General features: G+C 69.1%; 15 protein-coding genes. 9 read left to right on the forward strand and 6 right to left on the reverse strand.

Features of this window, described 5'->3' with window-relative positions; all coding sequences use genetic code 11:
• Window positions 1-443: 443 nt before the first annotated feature.
• Genes ACIHFB_RS41365 through ACIHFB_RS41375 form a run of 3 tightly spaced genes read left to right on the forward strand, consistent with a single transcriptional unit; the run spans window position 444 to window position 3,698 of the window.
• On the forward strand, window positions 444-1,955 hold the full coding sequence (locus ACIHFB_RS41365; protein WP_400129618.1) for a Mu transposase C-terminal domain-containing protein: 1,512 nt from the start codon (window positions 444-446) through the stop codon (window positions 1,953-1,955).
• A complete protein-coding gene (locus tag ACIHFB_RS41370; RefSeq protein ID WP_365287420.1) occupies window positions 1,945-2,721 on the forward strand; it encodes an ATP-binding protein in 777 nt (258 codons plus the stop codon). Before ACIHFB_RS41365 ends, ACIHFB_RS41370 begins: the two co-directional genes overlap by 11 nt.
• A 44-nt stretch (window positions 2,722-2,765) precedes the next feature.
• A complete protein-coding gene (locus ACIHFB_RS41375; protein WP_400129572.1) occupies window positions 2,766-3,698 on the forward strand; it encodes a hypothetical protein in 933 nt (310 codons plus the stop codon).
• Window positions 3,699-4,159: 461 nt separating this feature from the next.
• Here ACIHFB_RS41375 and ACIHFB_RS41380 read toward each other — a convergent pair whose 3' ends face one another.
• From ACIHFB_RS41380 to ACIHFB_RS41390, 3 genes are all read right to left on the reverse strand, one after another.
• Window positions 4,160-4,933, reverse strand: a complete 774-nt coding sequence (locus ACIHFB_RS41380; RefSeq protein ID WP_400129573.1) for a barstar family protein — start codon at window positions 4,931-4,933, stop codon at window positions 4,160-4,162.
• A 41-nt stretch (window positions 4,934-4,974) separates the two neighbouring features.
• On the reverse strand, window positions 4,975-5,427 hold the full coding sequence (locus ACIHFB_RS41385; protein ID WP_400129574.1) for a DUF6228 family protein: 453 nt from the start codon (window positions 5,425-5,427) through the stop codon (window positions 4,975-4,977).
• Window positions 5,428-5,689: 262 nt separating this feature from the next.
• A complete protein-coding gene (locus tag ACIHFB_RS41390) occupies window positions 5,690-6,064 on the reverse strand; it encodes a winged helix-turn-helix transcriptional regulator (protein ID WP_400129575.1) in 375 nt (124 codons plus the stop codon).
• Window positions 6,065-6,160: 96 nt separating this feature from the next.
• Here ACIHFB_RS41390 and ACIHFB_RS41395 point away from each other — a divergent pair, with 96 nt between their 5' ends.
• From ACIHFB_RS41395 to ACIHFB_RS41405, 3 genes are all read left to right on the forward strand, one after another.
• Window positions 6,161-7,042 (forward strand): NAD(P)-dependent oxidoreductase, encoded by an 882-nt coding sequence (locus ACIHFB_RS41395; protein WP_400129576.1) that lies wholly within the window; start codon window positions 6,161-6,163, stop codon window positions 7,040-7,042.
• Between the two features lie 57 nt (window positions 7,043-7,099).
• A complete protein-coding gene (locus ACIHFB_RS41400) occupies window positions 7,100-7,450 on the forward strand; it encodes a DUF6415 family natural product biosynthesis protein (RefSeq protein ID WP_400129577.1) in 351 nt (116 codons plus the stop codon).
• Between the two features lie 360 nt (window positions 7,451-7,810).
• Window positions 7,811-8,527, forward strand: coding sequence for a hypothetical protein (locus ACIHFB_RS41405; protein WP_365284781.1), 717 nt, complete (start codon window positions 7,811-7,813; stop codon window positions 8,525-8,527).
• A gap of 140 nt (window positions 8,528-8,667) precedes the next feature.
• Here the strand turns inward: ACIHFB_RS41405 and ACIHFB_RS41410 are convergent, their stop codons facing one another.
• Window positions 8,668-11,457, reverse strand: a complete 2,790-nt coding sequence (locus tag ACIHFB_RS41410) for a DUF4157 domain-containing protein (protein WP_400129578.1) — start codon at window positions 11,455-11,457, stop codon at window positions 8,668-8,670.
• Window positions 11,458-11,700: 243 nt separating this feature from the next.
• Here ACIHFB_RS41410 and ACIHFB_RS41415 point away from each other — a divergent pair, with 243 nt between their 5' ends.
• The 3 genes from ACIHFB_RS41415 (at window position 11,701) to ACIHFB_RS41425 (ending at window position 14,515) form a co-directional block, all read left to right on the forward strand.
• The gene (locus tag ACIHFB_RS41415) at window positions 11,701-12,585 is read left to right on the forward strand and encodes a helix-turn-helix transcriptional regulator (RefSeq protein WP_365284779.1); all 885 of its coding nucleotides are present in this window, start codon (window positions 11,701-11,703) and stop codon (window positions 12,583-12,585) included.
• A gap of 287 nt (window positions 12,586-12,872) precedes the next feature.
• On the forward strand, window positions 12,873-13,643 hold the full coding sequence (locus tag ACIHFB_RS41420) for an alpha/beta fold hydrolase (RefSeq protein WP_365284777.1): 771 nt from the start codon (window positions 12,873-12,875) through the stop codon (window positions 13,641-13,643).
• A gap of 71 nt (window positions 13,644-13,714) precedes the next feature.
• Window positions 13,715-14,515 (forward strand): alpha/beta fold hydrolase, encoded by an 801-nt coding sequence (locus ACIHFB_RS41425; protein WP_365284775.1) that lies wholly within the window; start codon window positions 13,715-13,717, stop codon window positions 14,513-14,515.
• A 5-nt stretch (window positions 14,516-14,520) separates the two neighbouring features.
• Here the strand turns inward: ACIHFB_RS41425 and ACIHFB_RS41430 are convergent, their stop codons facing one another.
• Window positions 14,521-17,691 carry an amino acid adenylation domain-containing protein gene (locus ACIHFB_RS41430; RefSeq protein ID WP_400129579.1) on the reverse strand — a complete coding sequence of 1,057 codons (3,171 nt, stop codon included), beginning with the start codon at window positions 17,689-17,691 and terminating at the stop codon, window positions 14,521-14,523.
• Window positions 17,692-17,933: 242 nt separating this feature from the next.
• A complete protein-coding gene (locus tag ACIHFB_RS41435) occupies window positions 17,934-21,050 on the reverse strand; it encodes a type I polyketide synthase (RefSeq protein ID WP_400129580.1) in 3,117 nt (1,038 codons plus the stop codon).
• Window position 21,051 lies beyond the last annotated feature (1 nt).

Below are 21,051 nucleotides of genomic sequence, written 5' to 3' on the forward strand. Positions count from 1 at the left end.
CGCGCGTCTCGCTCCGCGAGAACGACGCGCCGGCGCTACGCGCCGGAAGACACGCCGCGCTCCGCGCGGCTGGCCGGTGGCTCCGCCACCGGATGCGATCAACTCCGTTGATCGCGGCTCGAATTGCTCCGCAATTCGGCCTGACGGAATTCGCTCCGCGAATTCCTGGGGCTGGCTACAAGCCAGCCTGCCGGGTTCGTTTTCCCGGGGTAAGTTTCTGATTCCTCGTCATTTCGATTTGGAATCTTGGTTGTTGGAATGGGTGATGAGAGTACGCCGTACTGGCATCCCCCGCAACCTATGGCCAAGGGACAAGCGGGCCGTCCTAGCGCACCGGATTCACTGCTGTCTCCTCTATGCCGAAGCTCATGTCCCAGGGGCACACTCCGTGAGAAGACGAAGGAGTGTCGAACGATCCGGCTGGTGCACAGCGGGCGGCCGCAGTGGAGCGTCTGTTGGGGCTGGAGGCCCGTGGTGAGCTGACGTCTGCTCATGTCCGGTTGGTGGCACAGGCGTTGGGACGTTCGGAGCGGACGGTGTGGCGTTGGCTGGCCGGCGGCCGGGCGGGGCGTCTCGGGCGGGTGCCGGGTGGCCGGTTCGTGGTGACGGCGGAGGTGAGGCAACTGCTGGCTTTGTGGGGCGGCAACGCCTCGCGTGTACACGCCGAGCTCGTCGAGCGGGCCCGGCTGAACCCATCGCAGGGGCTGGTGCCGTCGCTGGCCACACTGCACCGGGCGATCCGCCGGGATCTGACGGCGGGTGAACGCGCGGGGCTGCGGCAGGGTGAAAGGGCGCGGCGGGCGCATGATGTGTTCGCCCGTCGGCCGGCTGGTCATCGCAATGCGGTGTGGGAGGGCGATCACAAGCGGGCTCCGGTCGAGGTCGACGTCGAGGGCGAGTTGGTCTGTCCGTGGGTGACCTGGTTCATCGACTGCGCGACCAAGGTGATCGTCGGGGTGGCTGTCACACCGCATGAACCCAGCCGGGATGCGGTGCTGGCGGCGCTGCGGTGTGCGATCGACCGGCGCGCGCCGTATGGGCCGGCTGGAGGGCTGCCGTCGGTGATCCGGGTGGATCGGGGGAAGGAATTCCTGTGTCGGACAGTGACCGGTGCCATGGGAGGCTTCGCGGTCGGGGTGTGCGATCTTCCCGCTTACAGTCCGCATTTAAAAGGAACTGTCGAAGCGCTGAACAATGCTGTGGAAGAAATGCATTTCGTGGTGCTGCCCCGGTATACCCGTCGGCAGAAAATGGCCCGGGGAAAGCCTGCCGATCCGGATGCTCCCGCGTTGTCGTTCGAGGCGTTTGTGGCGGGGCTGCTGGCCTGGGTGGAGTGGTGGAACACCCGGCACAAACCCCAGGGGTTGGGAGGGAAGAGCCCGTTGGAGGCCTGGGTGCAGGACCCCACACCATTGGTGGATGTGTCTGCCGAGCGGCTGGCCCGCTTCGCGCTGGAAGACGACGGGCGTGAGCGCACCATCACCACCAACGGCGTCCGCTGGCATCGGCGCTCCTATATTGCTGCCTGGATGGTGGGGCGTGCCGGGACGCGGGTCGTGGTGCGGTATCTGCCTCATCACGACGATGTGCTGGAGGTCTTCGACACCTCGGGCGGGTACCTGGGCAGCGCGTGTCTGGCCGAGGCAGCTGGTGCGGGGGAGATCCAGGCGCTCAAGGCCGCGCGAGCGGCGGCCGCTCGCCGGCTGCGGGCGGATCTGAAGGCTGCCGAGAAACTGCGCCGGGAGCGGTTCAGGGCCCAGACCGTTGCCCGGCCGGCGGAGCGGCGGCGTAGCCCGGCCCGCAGTGAGGCGGCAGGAGAACTGGCAGGCAGGGCGCGGCGGGACCGGGGTCAGCTGGCACGGCCGGGACTGATCCCCCACGGCCCGGCGCCCGGGCACTGGGTCCGGCCGGTGGATCCCTCGCAGCAGGAGAACGGCGAGCGTGATGAGAACTGACCTGTCCTACGGGCGTCTGCCTGCCGAACGCGAGGACCACTTCCTTGGCCTGGAGGCGGCGCATGTGGTGGGTACCGAGGCGTTGCTGACCACCCGGGACAACATCGAGGCGGTCATCAAGGCCAAGGCGATGATGTGTGCGTACGGGCCGGCCGGATACGGCAAGACGATGGCGGTCAACTCCGCACTGCGGGACCTGGCACCCGACATCACCTACCGCCTCGAGCTGCGCTCCGGCCCTACCCCGCGCGACATCCGCCACGGACTGTTCAAAGCCCTCCGGCTGCCCGGCGAGCCGCCGAGGCGGCCGATCGAGTTCGACGCGCTCCTCAAAGAGGTCCTCGCAGAACAGTTCCGGGTCCTGGTCTGCGACGAGGCTCAGTGGATGAGTCGCACCGGGTTCGAGTTCTGGCGTCACTTGTGGGACGACCGGCACACCGACATCGCAGTCGTCTTCGCCGGCGGCGACAACTGCTACCGAGTGCTGCGCCGTGAGCCGATGCTCGCCTCACGGATGTACATCTGGCAGGAGTTCGACCGCATCCCCAAGGCGGAGGTACGTCAGGTCATCGCCGCTTTCCATCCGATGTGGGCCACGGCCGAGCCGGGGTTGATCGATGCGGTCGACGCCGAAGCCGCGCACGGCAACTTCCGTAACTGGGCCAACATCACCCACCACCTGGTGGAGGGGATGGAGAAGACCGGCACGGACCGCGTCACCGAGGCCTTCGTCCACTGGGTCTACAGCAAGATCGGCGGCATGTGAGCGAAGGCAGGTCGGCTGGTGCATCGCGGACCGGGTCGAGGCAAGTGGTCGAGGGCCTGGTGCGGTCGCCGGTGGTGGTCCTGGTCGATGCCGAGGATCATCCGGCGTGGATCCAGGCCTCGCTGGGAGCGCATCGGCCTGGCGTGGGGCGGGTCGTCGTCCACCCCACGGCGGGGGCATCGCATCCGGCCGGCCTGGCCCAGGATGTCCTGGGCACGTTGGGCAAGCGTCTGCCGCAGCGACGGCCGGAGGTTCCGCGGCACAAGGCGGGGTGGGCCGACATGGTGCGGCCTGCGTGGAGAGCGGCCGCCTGCTGGATCAACGCACACCGCATCGGACATCTGATCGTGGTACGTGCCCAGACCCTGACTCCGGCGCGGTGGGCTCAACTCGCCGATCTCCAGCGGCGTACCGGGGTCTTCCTGAGCCTGGTATGGCACGGAGAAGCAGGACAGCCGCTCGACAAGCACGCCAGGGCGCTGCGGGCGTCCTACGCGGTGGTCGACGAGCAGGAGGTGGCCTGGCGGCGCCTTGGACACAGCGGGCAGCGATCACGAGCGGGGATCGGTGCGCGTGGGGAGAACGCAGCGGTGAGCAGGGTGCAGCGGGTGGGGCATCCGTTGCACGCAGGGCTGCTAGCCGCGCAACTGGCCTGCCAGGTCGACGATCCATGCAGGCTCGCAGGGGTCAGACTCGCAGACCTCGCACCGGACGGCACGGGGTTGGCCCTCCCCCACGCTGGGGCCGGCCGGTGGTCGTACGCCCGGACATGGCAGCCCGTTCCGGCGTGGGCCTGGCCGCTGTTACTCGCGGCCCGCGCCTGGCAGCACCAGGCCGGGCATCGACACGATGTGTGGCGGTTGTTCCAGCACGACAACTTCCACCACCACAACCAACTCATCGACGTGGGTGCGGAGTTAGGTATCCCAGCCGCGATCGAACACCTCGATGGCGATCCCGCCTGGCCCAAAGGGTAGCCAGGACTGACAACAGTGGGCGGAAGACCCCGAGGCTTGCACGATCTGCACCCAGATGACCTAGGCCTTCTGCAGCGATGACAGTGACCCCTCACCCATCGATGTCAGAGAGCAGCCTGACCCCGAACAGCACACACCCCGGACCCCGCTACTGACACACACACGACGAGAACACACCGACAAAACACCAAAGATCATCACTCACAGAACAACGACAAGAATCCACTGACAAGCATCACGGACCATCGGCTACACGACGACCAACTCACTTGTTCAGCCAGGTAGTTGATGGATCATCACTGCGTGACGACCGGCTGAATCGCTCCGTAATCCGCCCAAGGAATTCACTCCACGAATTCCTGAAAACACACCTACAGTGCGCACCTCCCCCGCTCTCTGCTCAGTCATCCGCGCAGCAGATCGCCTTCGACAGAGCCCAGTCGGGGTCGGTGCTCTCAGTTTCAACACATCAGGACGTCGATACCATGGTCGGAGAAGATCTCGAGAAGCACCTCGAGATCGGCGGTCCAGCGGCCGCCCGCAACATCGCGGCGGACCAGCGCTGAGGTCACGACGTCTGAACGCAGCCATTTCAGAGTGAACGGACAGGAGGCGCCAAAGCCTCCCCTGAGACAGTCATCCACAGCGGAGAGATTCCAACCGAAGTAGCCGCCCGGCCCGTTGATGGCTTCACCCAGTGCGCAGTAGAAACCGTCGATATCGACGACCTGTCGGCCATCCAGCGTGAATGCCTGCCCCGGTGCAGCATCCGTCGGATGGCTGCGGCGTTGGTACTCGCGAGACCATAACGCGACGGACAGCCACGCCTTCCGGCTTTCCGCATCCAGGTCAACCCACATGCCGTTGCGGTTGAGCTGACCTGTTCGGCGCAACTCCCAGACTGCCTCCGAGCCAGGGAGTAGTTGGTCGCACCACAGCCGCACCGTCACATCGAGGCGACCTTCACCGCGCGCCGACGGCACGGCGGCGATCGCGGTGACGTTGTTGACGAAGTAGGACCCCATCTCGATGCCTTCGGCATCGAGGAATGCCAAGTGCCCATTTCCTGCTGCTGCACGGCGGCCACCGATGTAATCGAGGCAAGTGAGAAACCCTCCCCGCGGAGAGCAGCCTATGAGTTCGACCTGCCGAAGTCCGTCCTCATGTGAGGTGAACAGTCCATTGGCGTCTTGCATGAACCCCCAGAAATCACCGTCATCCTCGTCGCTGGTCAAGGCGTACTTGCAGCCCTCCCCAGCACCACCCGCTACCCCCATCACACCTCCAGCGGGTCAGACTCCAAGAAGGTTCGCATCTCGATGGCAAGGTGGCGCATATCCTCTCCAGGAGCATGACTGGTCGTCATTTCGAAACGCCACTCGTCGTCGAGGAGACGGTCGTGCAGCCCCCACGTCAATCGGACGTGTGAACCTGCGTGCTCGGCAGCCAGCGTCAGATCGTCCTCGATGGAGCGCCAGGTCCGGGTGCCGTTCCATCCTCGGAACTCTTCTGCCAGCTCGGCAAGAAAGACGTCGAGACCGTCACCGTCCCAGGTCCTCACCATGCCCTCGATCCGCACCGACTCGCCTTGAGCCGTCACGAGGAAGTCGCGCATCAAGTCATCACGCTCTTCTGGGAAGGAGCGTGACAGCTGGTGGAAGCGCAGGCTGATCGCTCGACAGCGGTCACCTCCGACGCGCACAGCTGGGCTGATCTCGTCTTCCTCCATCACAAGCGCAAGCTACCGGCACGCGAATCCCTGTGACCAGGGGTTTTTGCTCCTCCTGCCGGACACCGGTCCTCGCAGGGAACACACCGCACTTTCGACGCCATCAATCTGCTAGCCGTTCTAAGCGGTGTCGGCTCCCACGTACAAACCCGACCGGCTGAAACGCCACCGGACGGTGGCTACTCGATACGACGAACTCGCCGTCCGCTACGAGGCCACCGTGCTGGTCGCGGCCATCAACAGGTGGCTGCGACCAGCACGTTCACAGCCGGCCCTGGCTTGTCTTCTCCTCTATGCCTCGACCGGTCGGCCGTTCGCGACCCCAGGCGGCCAGCGGCTGGAGTGCGTCGTTGAGGCGCTTGCCGTCCTCGGTCAGTGAGTACTCGACGCGGGGCGGCACCTCGTCGTAGGAGATGCGGTGCACGACACCGTCTGCTTCCAGCTCACGCAGGTGAGAGGCCAGCACCTTCTCGGTGATCCCCGGAAGCAGTCGACGCAGCTCGCCGAAGCGACGGCAGGGGTGCTCGTGGAGCGCCCAGAGGATCAGCACCTTCCACTTGCCGCCGATCACCTCCATCGCGGTGTCGATCCCGCAGGCGTGTCCGTCCGGTGTGCCCGGCCGGTTCAGCGTTGTCATGCCCCACCCTTCCGATGTGCTCGCTCACCCCGGGGTAACCACCCACTGCCAAGTACGTACTTGATCGCCCCCGGACTTGTGACCAGCCTAATCGGCATGGCACAGAACACTGTTGAGAAGACATCCGTCACCCTGCTGGGCCTCGGTGCGATGGGCACCGCGCTGGCCCGTACCTGGCTTGCCGCCGGCCACCCGCTCACCGTCTGGAACCGCACCCAGGCCCGCGCCACGGCGCTCGCCGCCGAGGGGGCAAGGGTCGCGGGCACCGCCGCCGAGGCGGTCGCAGCGAACATCCTCGTCGTCGTTTGTCTGCTGGACGACACCTCGGTCGACGAGGTGCTGGCCGACACCGACCTGGCCGGCAAGGACCTGGTCAACCTGACCACCAGCACCCCTGCCCAGGCCCGCGCCCGCGCCGAGTGGGCCCGCGAGCGCGGCGCCCGCTACCTGGACGGCGGGATCATGGCCGTCCCTCCAATGGTCGGCGTCCCGGAAGCCGGGGGCTACGTCTTCTACAGCGGCTCGCCAGAGCTGTTCGAGCGGCACCAGCAGACCCTGGGCGTCCCGGTCGGCACTACCTACGTCGGCGAGGACGCGGGCTTCGCGGCCCTGCACGACGTGGCCCTGCTCAGCGCCATGTACGGGATGTTCGCCGGGGCCGCTCACGCCTTCGCCCTGATCCGCAAGGAGGAACTCGATCCCGCGGCGCTCGCCCCGCTGCTCGCCGACTGGCTCGTCGCGATGGCTCCGGCAGTTCACCAGACCGCCGACCAGTTGCGGAGCGGTGACTACACCAAGGGTGTCGTCTCCAACCTCGCCATGCAGGTGGCCGGCACGCCGACCTTCCTGAGCACCGCCGAGCAGCAGGGGGTCAGCCCGGAACTGCTCAGCCCCTACTTTGAGTTGATGCGCCGCCGCCTGGCCGAGGGCAGCGGCGAGGAGGACCTGACGGGTGTGATCGACCTGCTGGTGCACTGACCGGCCACTTGCCGCCCCAGAAGCGACTGTGCCGGTCGCAGTTCTCAACGAGTAGCTGTGACCAGCACGTCTCCCTCAGGATCGGCACCATGCGGGCCGGGATCCGGACTACTGTTTCACGGCCCCGACGTCCTCCCACCGACCCGTGCCGAGCTGGACATCCTCACGGCCGCGCTGCGCGGGCACATGGAGTTGCTCGCCCCCGAAGTCGAGCAGGCGACGGGGCGGCTCGATGAGGAGAGCATTCCCCGGTTTTGCGCGCTGGCCTGTGTCGGCGAAGCCCGCCGAAAGCTCAGCCTCGAACCGCGCCCCGGCCTGAACAGGGCCGCCAGCCATGCCCGGCGCCTGGCCCGGGTTCTCAACGCCCTGTGTGACCACTACCAGGACCTGACCGGGGGCAAGCCGTGACGGCGGCCCTGTGTATGTGCCGTCACGGTTCTGCCCAGTGCGGGGTGCCGTCCGCCTTGAAAGTCCGGGGCCTCCTCTGGTGAACCTCCCCGTAACCCCGTACGTAGCCAGTGCCGTGCCTGCGGTGATCCCGTGGGCCCTCCGATCGTCGACGGACAGGAACGGATGGACTCGATGATGAGATCTAGGACCGCGACGCGATTCCCGCTGGACCGTCCCGCCCGCTCGCTCAGCAGACGCGGGCGTTCGCTGGGTGTGGCGCTGGCTCTCGGGGCGTTACTGGCGTCGGGCGCGACAATGACCCTTGCTGCTCCGGCGGTTGCTGCGGCGGGTGACGTCCGCTGCCCGTCCGCGGATTGCGTGAGTGTCGCGCCGGCGGCCGGCGCCCCGGTTGCCATCGCCCCCGACAACGCGGGCGCTGTGTATCTGGCGTATTCGGGCGGCGATCTGCTCAAGCTCGATCTGGCCAGCGGGGCGCTCACCACGGTCACCACCGGTCTGGGCAACCTCCGGGGAGTGGCCGTCGATGGCGGCAGCGCGTACATCACCAACTTCGACGGCATGCTTCAGCAGGTCGACCTCGCCACGGGCAGTCGCCGTACCCTGGCGGCCGGTCTGCCCTCGCTCTTCGGCGTGGCCCGTGTCGGCACCACCACCTATGTCACCGACGGCAAGGGAGAGATCGTCGCCGTCCCGGACGGCGGTAGCGCTCGCGTGGTGGCCACCGGGCTCGGTTTCTCCTACGGCCTCGCGTTCGACAAGGCGGGGCTCGCCTACACCGCGGACATGATGGCCGGCCGCATTCTGCAGACGAACGTGGCCACCGGTACGACCCGCACGCTGGTCACCCAGTCCTACGAACCCACGTCGATCTCGGTCGGCGGCGACGGTCTGGTCTACTTCATGGTCGCCGGCGAGGTGAAGCGGGTGAACGCCGCCACCGGGGTGCAGTCCCACGTCACCAACATCGTCGGGATCAACTCCTTCAGCTTCTCGCTGGCGGCGTCCGGGGACGCGTACACCAGCGGTGGCGGCCACGACGGTGTGTGGCGGATCTCCGGCCTGACGTCGCGATGAGGCCGTAGACATCTCGCGCCGGTGGTCCGGAGCATCGGAGCGGTGATCGCGGAAGGGTGCCCGGCTGGATTTCTTCCAGTCGGGCGCCCTTTCGTGCGGTCTCAGGCCGATTGGGTCCCCCCCCCCGGCCGGGGAGGCCGCTAGTCGCTGCCCGGGAGTTCGAGGAGGTGGTCGACGAAGCTCTTGTAGGCGTCGGGCTTCTTGTACTTCAGTGTGAGCTCCCTCTCCCTGTCCTGCAGTCCGGGGGCGAGGTCGGTCTTCATCAGGAAGTCGCGCAGGTGCTGTCCGCCGATCCAGCGGCCGAGGTCCTTGGTGGCTGAGGCCTTGTCGCTGAAGGTGCCCATTTTGTTTTCCTGCTGCATGTTCTTGAGGACTTCCGCTGCGGCCTTGAACTCGGGTTGGCCGGGGCCCGATGTGCCTCGTTGGTCGTAGTCCCGGCTGACGGCGGCGATGCTGTCGATGCCGGATTGTTTGACTCCGGCGCCGGAGTACAGCGATTGACGGAACGCCTTGCTCTGCTCCATGCCGATGCTCTCGTACATGATGGTCTTGCCGGCTGACAGTGCCTCGGAGGTGCTCTGGTTGCCGGTTGTCATCACGATCGGCTCGCTCGCCTTGATCAGCGTCAGCATGTCGTCGTGCGGAACCCGGTCCGTCGTGATCCAGTGCATCGTCTTGCCGGCGCCGCCGGTGTCCTGGACCGTGGTCGTCAGGGCCGCCTCCTCCTGGGAGGGCACTTCCACCAGGCGGACCTTGGCCACCCCGAGCCCGGCGAGGTCGCGCTTCACGGTGTCGTCGAGCGCCGGCATCCGGTTGGGCGAGGACTGGACGATGTGCACGTCGTTGTTGTTGCCGTTCTCGACCTCGGCCACGGTGAGCGCGAACCGCAGCGCGCTCTTGTTGGAGTAGGCGAAGTACAGCCGGGAAGTGGCGGCGGCTGCATATTGCTTCGCGGCCTGCTCCTGGTCTTCCGGGAAGAGCGCGGTCAGCAGGTCTTTGGACTTCAGTGCCTGGAGGTTCTCCAGGCGGGCGGCGCGCTTGTTCTCCTCGCCCGCGATGCTGTCCTGGTTCTGTTTGTAGGCCCGCAGGCCGGCGTCGAAGGTGATGCCGACCTCTCCGGTGCCGAGTCCGGTGGTGTGGCCGGTCCCGGTGGCGCCCGGCGGCAGGAGCTCCTTCTTGGAGTACTCGGTCATCGAGGAGACCGTGCTGCCCCAGTTGCCGACACTCTTCTGGAAGTTCTTGGTCGCGGCCAGCTGCGGGGCGACGATCACGTGGGTGGGGGCCTTGCCGGGGTCGAGTTGCGGAGCGTTGGGAGTGGTGCCGCCGAGCACCGTGAAGGGGTGACCGGAGTCCTCGAAGACACCTGGCTGCTTCTTGTGCGCTACCTCTGCCGTCAGCAGTGCGATGTCGTTCTTGTTCGCCTCGGTCCGCGGGAAGTTCTCGCGCAGCGCGTCGGCGGTCTTGACGCCGAGCATCAGGTCGCCCTTGCCCTGGGCCTCATGGGTGAAGACCGCGATGGGTGCCCGGCCGGTCCACTCCAGGCAGCTGTAGAGCTGGTCGATGAGGTGCGGCATGACCTGGTTCTTGTTGTTGATCTTCACCGATCCGGCCATCTGCTCGTACACGGCGTCGTTCAACTGGCTTGCGGCGCGTCGGCGCAGGTACCTGCGTGGAGCGGCTCGCTCCTTCTCCAGTTCGTCCCGGGCCTGCGCGGAGTTCGCCGCGAAGTCCTCCACCGGGAACTGCTCGGCGACCCCCTTCGCCCGCGCCTCGACCGGCGCCGGGGGCGCGGTGGTGGTGTGGGCCTGGTGCAGTGCCGGGGCCGGCGTCGGGGGGACCTGCTGCTGGGTGGCCGCGGAGGTCGACTGCTGTCCGGCCGTGGTGAGCCTGGCCGGTTTGGGGTTGAGCTTGGGTGCCGGTCGCGGGGGGCGGGCCGGGGTGGTTGCCGCCGAGGTGCTTGTGGCCGAAGTAGTTGCGGTCGAAGTGGTTGCGGCCGAAGTGGTGGGCGCCGGAACAACCCCCGGAGCCGGTGTGTCTGCGGACTGCTGCGGCAGGTGGAGACCGAGCGCTGACGCGAGGTCGGCGAGGTTGTTGTAGGGCGTCGTGCCGATACGTGCCGCGTTGACCTGAGTCCACTTCGGCGCCGACCCCGGGATCCGTTCCCTCAGCTCCTTGACCGCCTGACCGGTCTCGTAGTCGCGCAGGTCGCCCTGGAAGACCCGCTGCACGGGGAGCGACGACGCAGAGTCTCCACCGCCCGGCGCCGGGGGCGTGTCGGCGCCCGAGTGGCCGCCCTGCGGGGCGGGACGGCTCATCACCCGACGGGCGTTGGCCTCCGCCTCCCGCTCGAACCGGTCGGAGGGGTCCGACACCCGCAGGCCCGCGCCGTTGTCGGTGCCGGCGACCTGCCCCTGCCGCTGCTGAATGACGTGCGTCAACTCGTGCGCCAGGGTGTGCTTGTCGGCGCCGCCCTCGCCGACGACCACATGGCTTCCCGAGGTGTAGGCGCCGGCACCGACTTCGGCGGCGGAGGCCTTCGCGGCGCCGTCGGTGTGGATGCGGACGTCGGAGAAGTCCGCCCCGAGGCGGGATTCCATGTCGGTGCGGGTGGCGTCGTCCAGGGGCCGGCCGGGGGCGCGCAGGACGTTGTGGACGGCGGACCGCTGTACGGCGGGCTGTGCGGTGCTGCGGTGGCCGCAGCTGTCGCTGTGCTGGTGCTCCTCGCGGGCCTCCTCGCGTGCCCGGTGATGGCCGGTCTGGCCGAGCATCTGGACCACGGCTGCGTTACCCACCGTGCTCTGGAGCGCGAGCAGTTCCTGCGGCGCTGACGCGTCCCGTCGCTGTGCGGCGGGCGACGCTGCGCGCATGGCGGCGGGGGCCTGGTCCGGCTTCCTCTCCTCGCCTGGCTGGGTGTTGCGTTGCGTCCGCACTGAGCACTCATCCCCATGGTCAACGTCGCGAACTTCCTTCATACCTCAGGGTGGTGGTGTGCGGCGAAGGTTGTGGGGGCAGACCTGGCGCCCGATCGGGCAATGACCGGGCGCGCGGGAGGGACTCGGTAGACAGCGGCAGGCCGGCCTCGGCGGCCGGGTGGGAGACCCGCTCTGACCGGGGGTCCAACAGACCCCCTTTGGTGCAGCTGCTCCCAGGTCACCCCGGTTTACGGTGGTGGTATGGCCCAGGAACCGAACAGCGAGCTGCGGGACTTTCTCCGCTCGCGCCGCGCGAAGATCACCCCCGAGGAGGCGGGTCTGGCACCGCAGCCAGGCACCCGCCGTGTTCCGGGCCTGCGGCGTGAGGAGGTCGCCCAGCTCGCCGGTGTCAGTGTCGACTACTACGTCCGTCTGGAGCGCGGTCGTCACCTCAACGTCTCCGCGTCCGTCCTGGAAGCGATCGCCCGCGCTCTGCGTCTGAACGATCTGGAGCGGGCCCATCTGTTCCGGGTCGCCAAACCGTCCCGCAGCCGTCCTCGCTCGCTGCCCCCGCAGCGTGTCCGCCCGGGTCTGCGACTGCTGCTCGACAGCCTCACCGACGTCCCCGCGCTCGTCTACGGCCGCCGTATGGACGTCCTGGCCGCCAACCATCTCGCCCGCGCCCTGTACACGGACTTCGAGGTGCTGCCCGCCCGCAGCCGCAACATGGCCCGACTGGTCTTCCTCGACGACCACTTCCGGACCCTGTACCTCGATTGGGAGGACGCCGCCCGCAGCATTGTCGCCTCACTGCGCCTGTACGCAGGGCGTCATCCGCATGACCCCGCTCTGGCCGAGCTCGTCGGTGAACTCTCCGTCCAGGACGCGGACTTCCGCCACTGGTGGGCCGACCACGACGTGTTCCAGCGCACCCATGGCACCAAGCGCTTCCATCATCCCGTCGTCGGCGACCTCGTCCTGGGCTACGAGGCCTTCGTGCCCGCCGACGACCCCGAGCAGACTTTGGGCGTCTCCACCGCCGAACCAGGGTCCCCGTCCGCGGAGCGCCTGGGGCTGCTGGCGAGCTGGTCCCGGTTCCCGCAGCATCCGGCACCGGCCGCACAACCGGACGCCCCACGGCCCTGAGGCCCGCCGGCGCTTGCGATGTCATGGCCGTGTCGCCGGTCGGGCGCAGGCTCTCCACTGCCCTGCGAGCACCCGTCGAGGGCGGGGCGGGATGCTCAGGGCTGTGCTCCGATGCGGACGGGCGTGAGCCCTCGCGGGGCAGCGAACCGCTCGCCGGCGCCCCACGTCCCCCGGGGGCACCGGCGGGCTCTTCGTTGTGGCCAAGTGGCCGGTGCCAAGCTGCAGTCGGGGTGTTCAACGGACCGTTGACCGGCTTCGGCCGGTACAGACGAAGGGATGCACCCACGGTGAACAGCACCTGGTTCCGGCGCTTCACCGCCGCTTCGGGGAAGGGGCCGCTGCTCGTGTGCTTCCCGCATGCGGGGGGTTCCGCGACGGCGTATGTGCCGTTGGCGCGTGCGCTGCCTGCGGATTTCGATGTGGTGTCCGTGCAGTATCCGGGGCGCCAGGACCGGTACCGCGACGCGCCGTTCACGGCGCTGGCCCCACTCGTCGAGGCGGTGGCCGAGGAGTTGGCGCCCGAGCTGGCCGCGGACCGGGGACGGCCGTATGCCCTGTTCGGCCACAGCATGGGCGCGATCATCGCGTTCGAGACGGCACGGCTGCTCGCCGGGCGTGAACTGCCCGTCCCTCAGCGTCTGTTCCTCTCGGGCCGGGGTGCGCCGGTTCCGCGGATCAGTGCCCAGGACCGTCTCTACGGCGACTACGACGACGCCGATGTGCTGGCCGAGGTGCGCAGGCTGGGCGGCACCGATCAGGCCATGCTGGACGACCCCGAGATGCTGGAGATCGTGCTGCCGGCGCTGCGGGCCGACTACCGGGCCCTCGGGACGTACAGGTGGGACGGGGGAGAGCCGCTGGCGGCCGCGACGACCGTGCTGGTCGGGGACAGTGACCCGATGGTGACGGTCCAGGAGGCTCAGAGCTGGCGGGAGCACACCAGCGGCGACTTCGCTCTGAAGGTGTTCTCCGGTGGCCACTTCTACCTCGTCGACCACCTCGGCGGGGTCGCCGCGGCCGTCACCGAGGGGCTGCTCGCGGGTACCGCCGCCTCCTGACCGGGCTCGGCGGCTGGCTCGATGTCGCGGGTTGACCTTGACCTGGGATCAGGGTGGTGGACGCTGATGGCATGACCACTTCCACTGCCTCGACCTGGACCGGCATGGTCCCTGTCGACGACACGGCCCTGGCCGTCACCGACACTCGCGGCCCCGGCCGTCCCGTCGTCTATCTCAACGGTTCCTACGCCAGCCAGCGGTACTGGCGGTCGGTGATCGCCGAACTCGGCTCCGACTGGCGGCACATCACGTTCGACGAGCGGGCCCGTGGTCGGTCGAAGCGCTCGGCGGACTACTCCTTCGAGGCATGTCTGCGGGACATCGACGCCGTCCTGGAGGCGACCGGCGTGGACCGGCCGCTGCTCGTCGGCTGGTCCTACGGTGCGGCGCTCGCGGTGCACTGGGCCGATCGGAACCCGGACCGGTTCGTCGGGGCGGTGTGTGTGGACGGCGCCATTCCGTACGGTCTGACCGGCGAGGAGGGCCGTGAGCGGATCCGGGTGCTGTTCCGCCGGATGCGGTTGCTGCTGCCGCTGGTGCGCCCGTTCGGCATGGCCGCGCGGATGACCGTCGACCAGCATGCCGACATCAACATCGAGGCCAACGAGATCAACGCCGCCATCGAGCCGGTCCTCGACCGTGTGACCTATCCGCTGCGGTACGTCCTCGCCACGGGTGCCAGCCTCGGCGGGGGCCAGGAGGAGATGGAGAAGATGCGGGCCGCGCTCGAACCGGCGCTCGCCCGGAACCCGAACATCGAGGTGAGCGCGAAGGTCCCGAGCAACCACTCCAAGGTGCTGCGCAAGGACTTCCGGGCCGTCGCCGAGGCCGTACGCGAGACCGCCGCCGCGCACGGCCAGGAAGCCCGCTGAGCCGCTCAGAGAACCGCGCCTTCCCTCGTCCTCCTGCGTAGCGTCGGCCTGCTGGACTGGGCGAGGTCCTTCCACATGTCGGACAGGCCGATGATGGTGCGTGCCGCGAACAGCTTGCGGATGGACACCTCCTGGTTCAGCTCCGACCGGATCAGGCCGACCAGCCTGATCGCCCGCAGCGAGTTGCCGCCGAGGTCGAAGAAGTCCTGGTCGATGCCGACCCGGTCGAGTTCGAGGACCTCGGCGAACGCCTTGGCCAGAACCCGTTCGGTGTCGTTGCGCGGTGCCCGGTACGTGTCGTCGTCGAACTCGGGCTCCGGCAGCGACGCCCGGTCCACCCTTCCGCCCGCCGTCACCGGCAGGCGGTCCAGCACCGTGTACAGCGACGGCACCATGGACTTGTCCAGCCGCCCCGCGGCGAACCGGCGCAGTTCCTCACCCGAGACGGCCTGGCCGGCCACGGGGACGACGTAGGCCACCAGCCGCTGCTGCCCGGAGCCGTCCTGGCCGACGGTCACGGCCGACCGGGCCAGCCCGCCGTACTCGCACAGCACCTCTTCGACCTCGGCCAGTTCGATCCGGACACCACGTACATCTGCCTGGGTGTCGGCGCGGCCCACGTATGCGAGGCGACCGTCGGTGCCCCACCGGACCCGGTCGCCGGTCCGGTGCATGAGCCCGCCGGCGGGGCCGAACGGGCAGGGCACGAAACGCTCCGCGGTCTGCCCGGGCCGCCCGGGGTATCCGCGCGCGACGCCGGGGCCGGCCACGTACAGTTCTCCGGTCACGCCGACGGGGACCGGTGCCAGTCCCGGGCCCAGGACGTAGAGGGCGGTGTTGTCGAGCGGGCGGCCGATCGCGCCCGCGTGGTGGGCCGGTTCGTCCGCGGGCAGGCGGTGGGAGGCGGCGAGCACGGTGGTTTCCGTCGAGCCGTGGCCGTTGACGACGGTCAGGTCGGGGCAGGCCTCCCTGATGCGTCGCAGTGCGGCCGCGGGCACGCGGTCACCGCCGGTCCACACCTCGCGCAGCCCGGCGAGGGACTCGGGGCGCTGCGCCGCGATCGTCGAGAACAGGCCGGCGGGCAGCCACACCGTGGAGATGTCGTGGGCCGCTCGCGCCTTGGTCAGCGCGTCGATGTCGAGGTCTCCGGGAGGTGCGAGGACCACCCGGCCGCCGTTGAGCAGGGGCACCCACACGTCGAGGGCGAACGCGTCCGAGGTGTGCGGTGCATGCCACAGGACGGTGCTCCGGCCGGCTTCCTGGCTGTGGCGGTCCAGAACGAGCCGTTCCATGTTCCGGTGCGTCACGGCGACCGCTGTGGCCGCGGCGCCGGTCGCTCCGAAGCTGTGCATCAGGGCCAGCAGGCCGTCCAGGTGCGGCGGGAGGGGAATTTCCGGTACGGCCCCGCTGTCGTCGGCGGCGGTGTCGGTGTCGGTGAGGATGTCGTCGAGCACGATCACCGGCATGTCCGGGCCGGCGGGGAGCGCCTCGGCGGTCGCCGCGTCGGTGAGCAGGGTGCGCGCCGAACCGTCGCCGGCCTGCGAGGTGATCTGCTGTGCCGGGTCGAGCGGCAGATAGGCTCCGCCCGCCTTCACCACCCCGAGCAGGGCGACGACCAGGTCCGCCGAGCGGGGCAGCGCCACCGCCACGACCGTCTCGGGTCCGACGCCCCGCCGGCGCAGCGCCTCGGCCAGGCGGCCGGAGCGCTCGTCCAGCTCCCGGTACGAGACGGCCGAGTCGCCGGACACCAGCGCGACGGCGTCGGGGTCCCGCTGCACCTGTCGGGCGAACAGTTCGGGAACCGTCAGTCCCGGCACCGGCACGTCCGTGTCGTTGGGCGCCGTCAGGACCCGGTCCCGTTCGACGCCGCTGACCACGTCCAGTGCGCCGACGGGCTGTTCGTCGGCGGCCACCAGGGCACGGATGTACGCGATCAGCTCCTCGCCGATGAAGCGGAGCTCCGGGCGGGAGTACAGGCTTGCGGGGGCGTCGAGCCGGATGAACAGGTCGCTGTCGGCGGTTCCGTCGGAGTAGACGCCGATCGACAGTTCGTCGAAGACCCCGGTGGTCCCGCCGAGGTAGCGGGCGGGGCTGTCGGCGAAGTGGAGTTGTTCCACGAACTCGACGACGTTCATGACGGCGCCGAAGCTGCCGCGGTCGCTCAGGACGGTTCCGGCTGCGCGCTGGATGTCCGAGTAGTGGCAGGCGGCGTGGTCGAAGATCTCGTACGTCTCGTCGCCGATGGCGTCGGCGATCTCGGTGAAGGTCGCGTCGAGGGGAACCTTCACCCGTACCGGCACCACGTTCACCGCGAGGCCGGGTGTCCTGCTGGCCACTCCGACGCGGTTGCCGACGGCCAGTGAGAGGAGGAACTCCGGGCGGTCGCAGCGGTGCCGGAAGAAGACCGCGGCGGCCGCGGTCAGCAGCTGCGACATCCATACGCCCATGGACTTGGCGGTCTCGGTCCAGGCGTCGGCCTCGGCCGGGGCGACGGTGAGTGTCCGGCTGGCCATGCCGATGGGTTCGGTGAGCTCGCCCCAGCGGTCGGCGCTGCTCATCGGTTCCGAGAGCGTGGTCCGCATCCAGTCGGGCAGGTCGACGCGCGGGATCTGCGCGGGCGCGGGCGTTTCCGCCAGGTAGTCGCGCCAGAACTCGGTGTCCTCGGTGAACTTCTGGGAGGCGAGGTACTCCTCTGCCTCGGTCGCGAAGGGTTCGGCGTCCCACGGGTGCGGCAACGGCGGTATCCGCTCTCCCCGTACGAGCGCCGTGTAGGCCTCGGCGAGGCGGCGCGAGAGCAGGCCGCCCGCGCCGAAGCCGTCCGAGATGAGGTGGTGGTAGGCGATCACCAGGACGGAGCGGGTGGCCGCGAGTTTGACCACGCCGAGCCGGAACAGCAGGTCCCGTTGGAGGTCGAACGGCTGCCGCACCAGGTCGGCCAGGGCTGCGCGGGCCGCCTGTTCGGGGTCGGCCTCGGCGCTGAGGTCGAGGAAGAACGGCCGCCAGTCGCCCAGTTCCCGGGGTACGAGGCGCAGCCCGCTGCCGTCGTCGACGAAGGCGACGCGCAGCACTTCCGCTTCGCCCATCACATGCAGGAACGCGGATTCCATGACCGCCGCGTCCAGCTCACCGTCCACATCCCACATGGTCAGCGCATGGTTCGGCGTGTCGGGAGCCATTTCCTGCGCCCGCCACAGCCCTTTATGCGCAGATGACGCACCGAACGAACGCACGCAGATCAACCCCTCAGCAAACAGGCGCCGGAATCGGAGGAATTCGCAGATCACCTCCCAGCTTCGGGGAGGTGAATCAGCCGTTCAAGACAACTGGGTGCCGGGCGGGACAGGCCGCTGTGCTCCTTGCGGTGTCCCGCCGGCGGGACGGTTCCACGGGCCGCAAAGGCGCCCGGGATGCGGTGAGTTCACTTCGGGTCGCGCTTGGCCAGCAGGGACATGATGTGTCCGGCGACCAGTCGCGGTGAGGGCTGGCGCAGCACCAGATTCGCCCTCAGTTTCAGTCCGGTCGACGCGGCGAGGCGTTTGCTCAGTTCCGACGACAGCAGCGAGTCGAAGCCGAGTTCCTTGAACTCCTGGTCGGGGTTGATGGGTTCACCGGGATCACGTCCGAGTACGACGGCGACCTTTTCGAGGACGTGGTCGAGGACGAGTGTCTTCGCTTCGTCGTCGGGGAGGGCGGCGATCCTGTCCGGCAGGGGGACGAGGTCCTCTTCCGCGGGCTGCTGGGTCGAGGGCAGTTCCGCCGCCGACGCCGTGTGCGAGGAGGTCAGCCAGTAGCGCTGCCGCTGGAACGCGTACGTCGGGAGGTCGACCTGCCGGCGCGCCCCGAACAGGGCGCCGAAGTCGACGGATCCGCCCCGGACGTGGAGCGCGGCCAGCGAGCCGACGACGGCCTCCACCTCGTCGCGGTCCCGCCGCGAGGAGGACAGGACCAGTGCGTCGTCGGTGTCCTCGACCATCTCCTGCACGGGGACGGTCAGTACGGGGTGCGGGCTCATCTCGATGAACACCCGGAAGCCGTCCTCGGCGAGGCGCCGGACGGACGATTCGAAGAGGACCTTTTCGCGCAGGTTGTTGTACCAGTAGTCGGCGTTGAGTTCTGCGGTGTCGATGATCTCGCCGTACAGGGTCGAGTAGAAGGGCAGCTTCGATGTTTCCGGGCTCACGTCGGCCAGCGGTCCGACGACCTGGTCGCGGACCCGGGCGACCTGGTGTGAGTGGGATGCGTAGTCGACCGATATCCGCCGGGCCTGGGCGCCTTCGGCTTTCATCTTCTCGATGAATTCGTCGAGTGCGTCGGGTTCCCCGGACACCACCACCGAGCGGGGTCCGTTGACCACGGCGATGCTCACCTTGTCGCTCCACGGGGCGAGGCGTTCCGCGACGACGTCGGCGGACTCCGCGACCGACGCCATCCCGCCGTGGCCGATCAGATCCACCAGCGCCTTGCTGCGCAGCGCGACGATCTTGGTGGCGTCCCGCAGGGACAGCGCACCGCATACGTGGGCGGCCGCTATCTCGCCCTGGCTGTGTCCGACGACCGCGGCCGGTTCCACGTCCCAGGAGCGCCACAGGGCGGCCATGGACACCATCACGGAGAACAGGGCCGGCTGCACCACGTCCACCCGGTCCAGGGTCGGTGCGCCCTCCACGCCGCGCACCACGTCGAGGAGCGACCAGTCGACCCATTCGGACAGTGCGGCCGCGCATGCGTCGAGGCTCTGCGCGAAGACGGGGAAGGCGTCGTAGAGCTGCCGGCCCATGCCGACCCACTGCGAGCCCTGCCCGGGGAACATGAAGGTGACACCGCCGAGCTTGCCGGCGACGCCGCTCACGACCGCGGCGGACTCGGTGCCGTCGCTCAACGCTGTCAGACCGTTGAGGAGTTCGTCCCGGCCGCGACCGAGCACCACCGCGCAATGCTCGAACCGCGACCGGCCCGACATCAGCGAGAAGCCCACATCGGCGGCATCGGCACCAGGGTCGGCGGCGGCGAAGTCGCGCAGCTTGCCCGCCTGCCGTTGCAGGGCCGTCGCGCTCTTGCCGGACACCACCCACGGCACCAGCCCGCCGGCCACCGGGGAGCCCGGGCCGGGCTCGTCGGTGTGCTGCTGTGGCGGTGCCTCTTCCAGGATCACGTGCGCGTTGGTGCCGCTGACTCCGAACGACGACACCGCGGCCCGCCGCGGGCCCTCCGCCCGGGTCCACTCGCGCCCCTCCACCAGCAGTTCGACGCCGCCCGAGGACCAGTCGACGTGCGGTGAGGGCGCATCCACGTGCAGGGTCTTCGGCAGGTGTGCGTGGCGCATGGCCATCACGGCCTTGATGACCCCGGCGACACCGGCGGCGGCCTGGGCGTGACCCATGTTCGACTTCAGGGACCCCAGCCAGAGGGGCCTGTCCTCGGCGCGGTCCTGGCCGTAGGTCGCCAGCAGGGCTTCTGCCTCGATGGGGTCCCCGAGCACGGTTCCGGTGCCGTGGGCCTCGACCAGGTCCACGTCACGGGCCTCGACGCCGGCGTTGGCCAGGGCCTGCCGGATGACCTTCTCCTGGGCGCGGCCGTTGGGGGCGGTCAGACCGTTGCTGGCCCCGTCCTGGTTCACCGCGGAGCCGCGGACGACGGCCAGCACGGGGTGGCCGTTGCGGCGGGCGTCGGACAGCCGCTCCAGGAGCAGCACGCCGACCCCCTCGGCCCAGCCGGTTCCGTCGGCTGCGGCGGCGAAGGCCTTGCAGCGGCCGTCGGCCGACAGGGCGCTCTGCCGGGAGAACTCCACGAACATCGCGGGCGTCGACATCACCAGCGCCCCGCCCGCCAGCGCGAGCGAGCACTCTCCCGAGCGCAGTGACTGCGCCGCCATGTGCAGGGCGACCAGCGACGAGGAGCACGCCGTGTCCAGGGACACCGCGGGTCCGGTCAGTCCGAGTTCGTAGGCCACCCGGCCGGAGGCGACGCTCAGCGAGCTGCCGTACAGCAGGTGGCCCTCCAGCTCGCTCTGGCCCGCCTCCAAAAAGCGCCAGCCGTATTCGGTCGAGCTCACTCCGGAGAAGACGCCGACGTCGGCGCCGCGCATCTGGGCGGGGACGATGCCTGCTCGCTCGAACGCCTCCCACGAGGTCTCGAGGAGCAGACGGTGATGGGGATCGACCGTCAGCGCCTCACGTGGACTGAGGTGGAAGAAGTCCGCGTCGAAATCGGCCACGTCGGTCAGGAACCCTCCCTGACGTGTGTACGAGCTGCCGACGACGTCGGGGTCCGGGTCGTACACGTCCCGCCACCCGCGGTCCTCGGGGAACCGACCCGTGACGTCGATGCCGTCGCGGACCACACCCCACAGGTCCTCGGGCGTCGACACGCCTCCCGGGTAGCGGCACGCCATGGCGACCACGGCGATCGGCTCACCGCGCCCGGCTTTGAGGGCGTCGTTCTCCTGCCGGAGACGGTCGCGTTCCTCCAGCAGGGTGCGGAGCGCCCGTTGGACCCGGTCCGCGCCGTCCGCTGTGCGATCCGCGGAGTTGGTCATG

Origin of the sequence: Streptomyces sp. NPDC051963, assembly GCF_044593495.1 — a bacterium.
GTDB lineage: Bacteria > Actinomycetota > Actinomycetes > Streptomycetales > Streptomycetaceae > Streptomyces.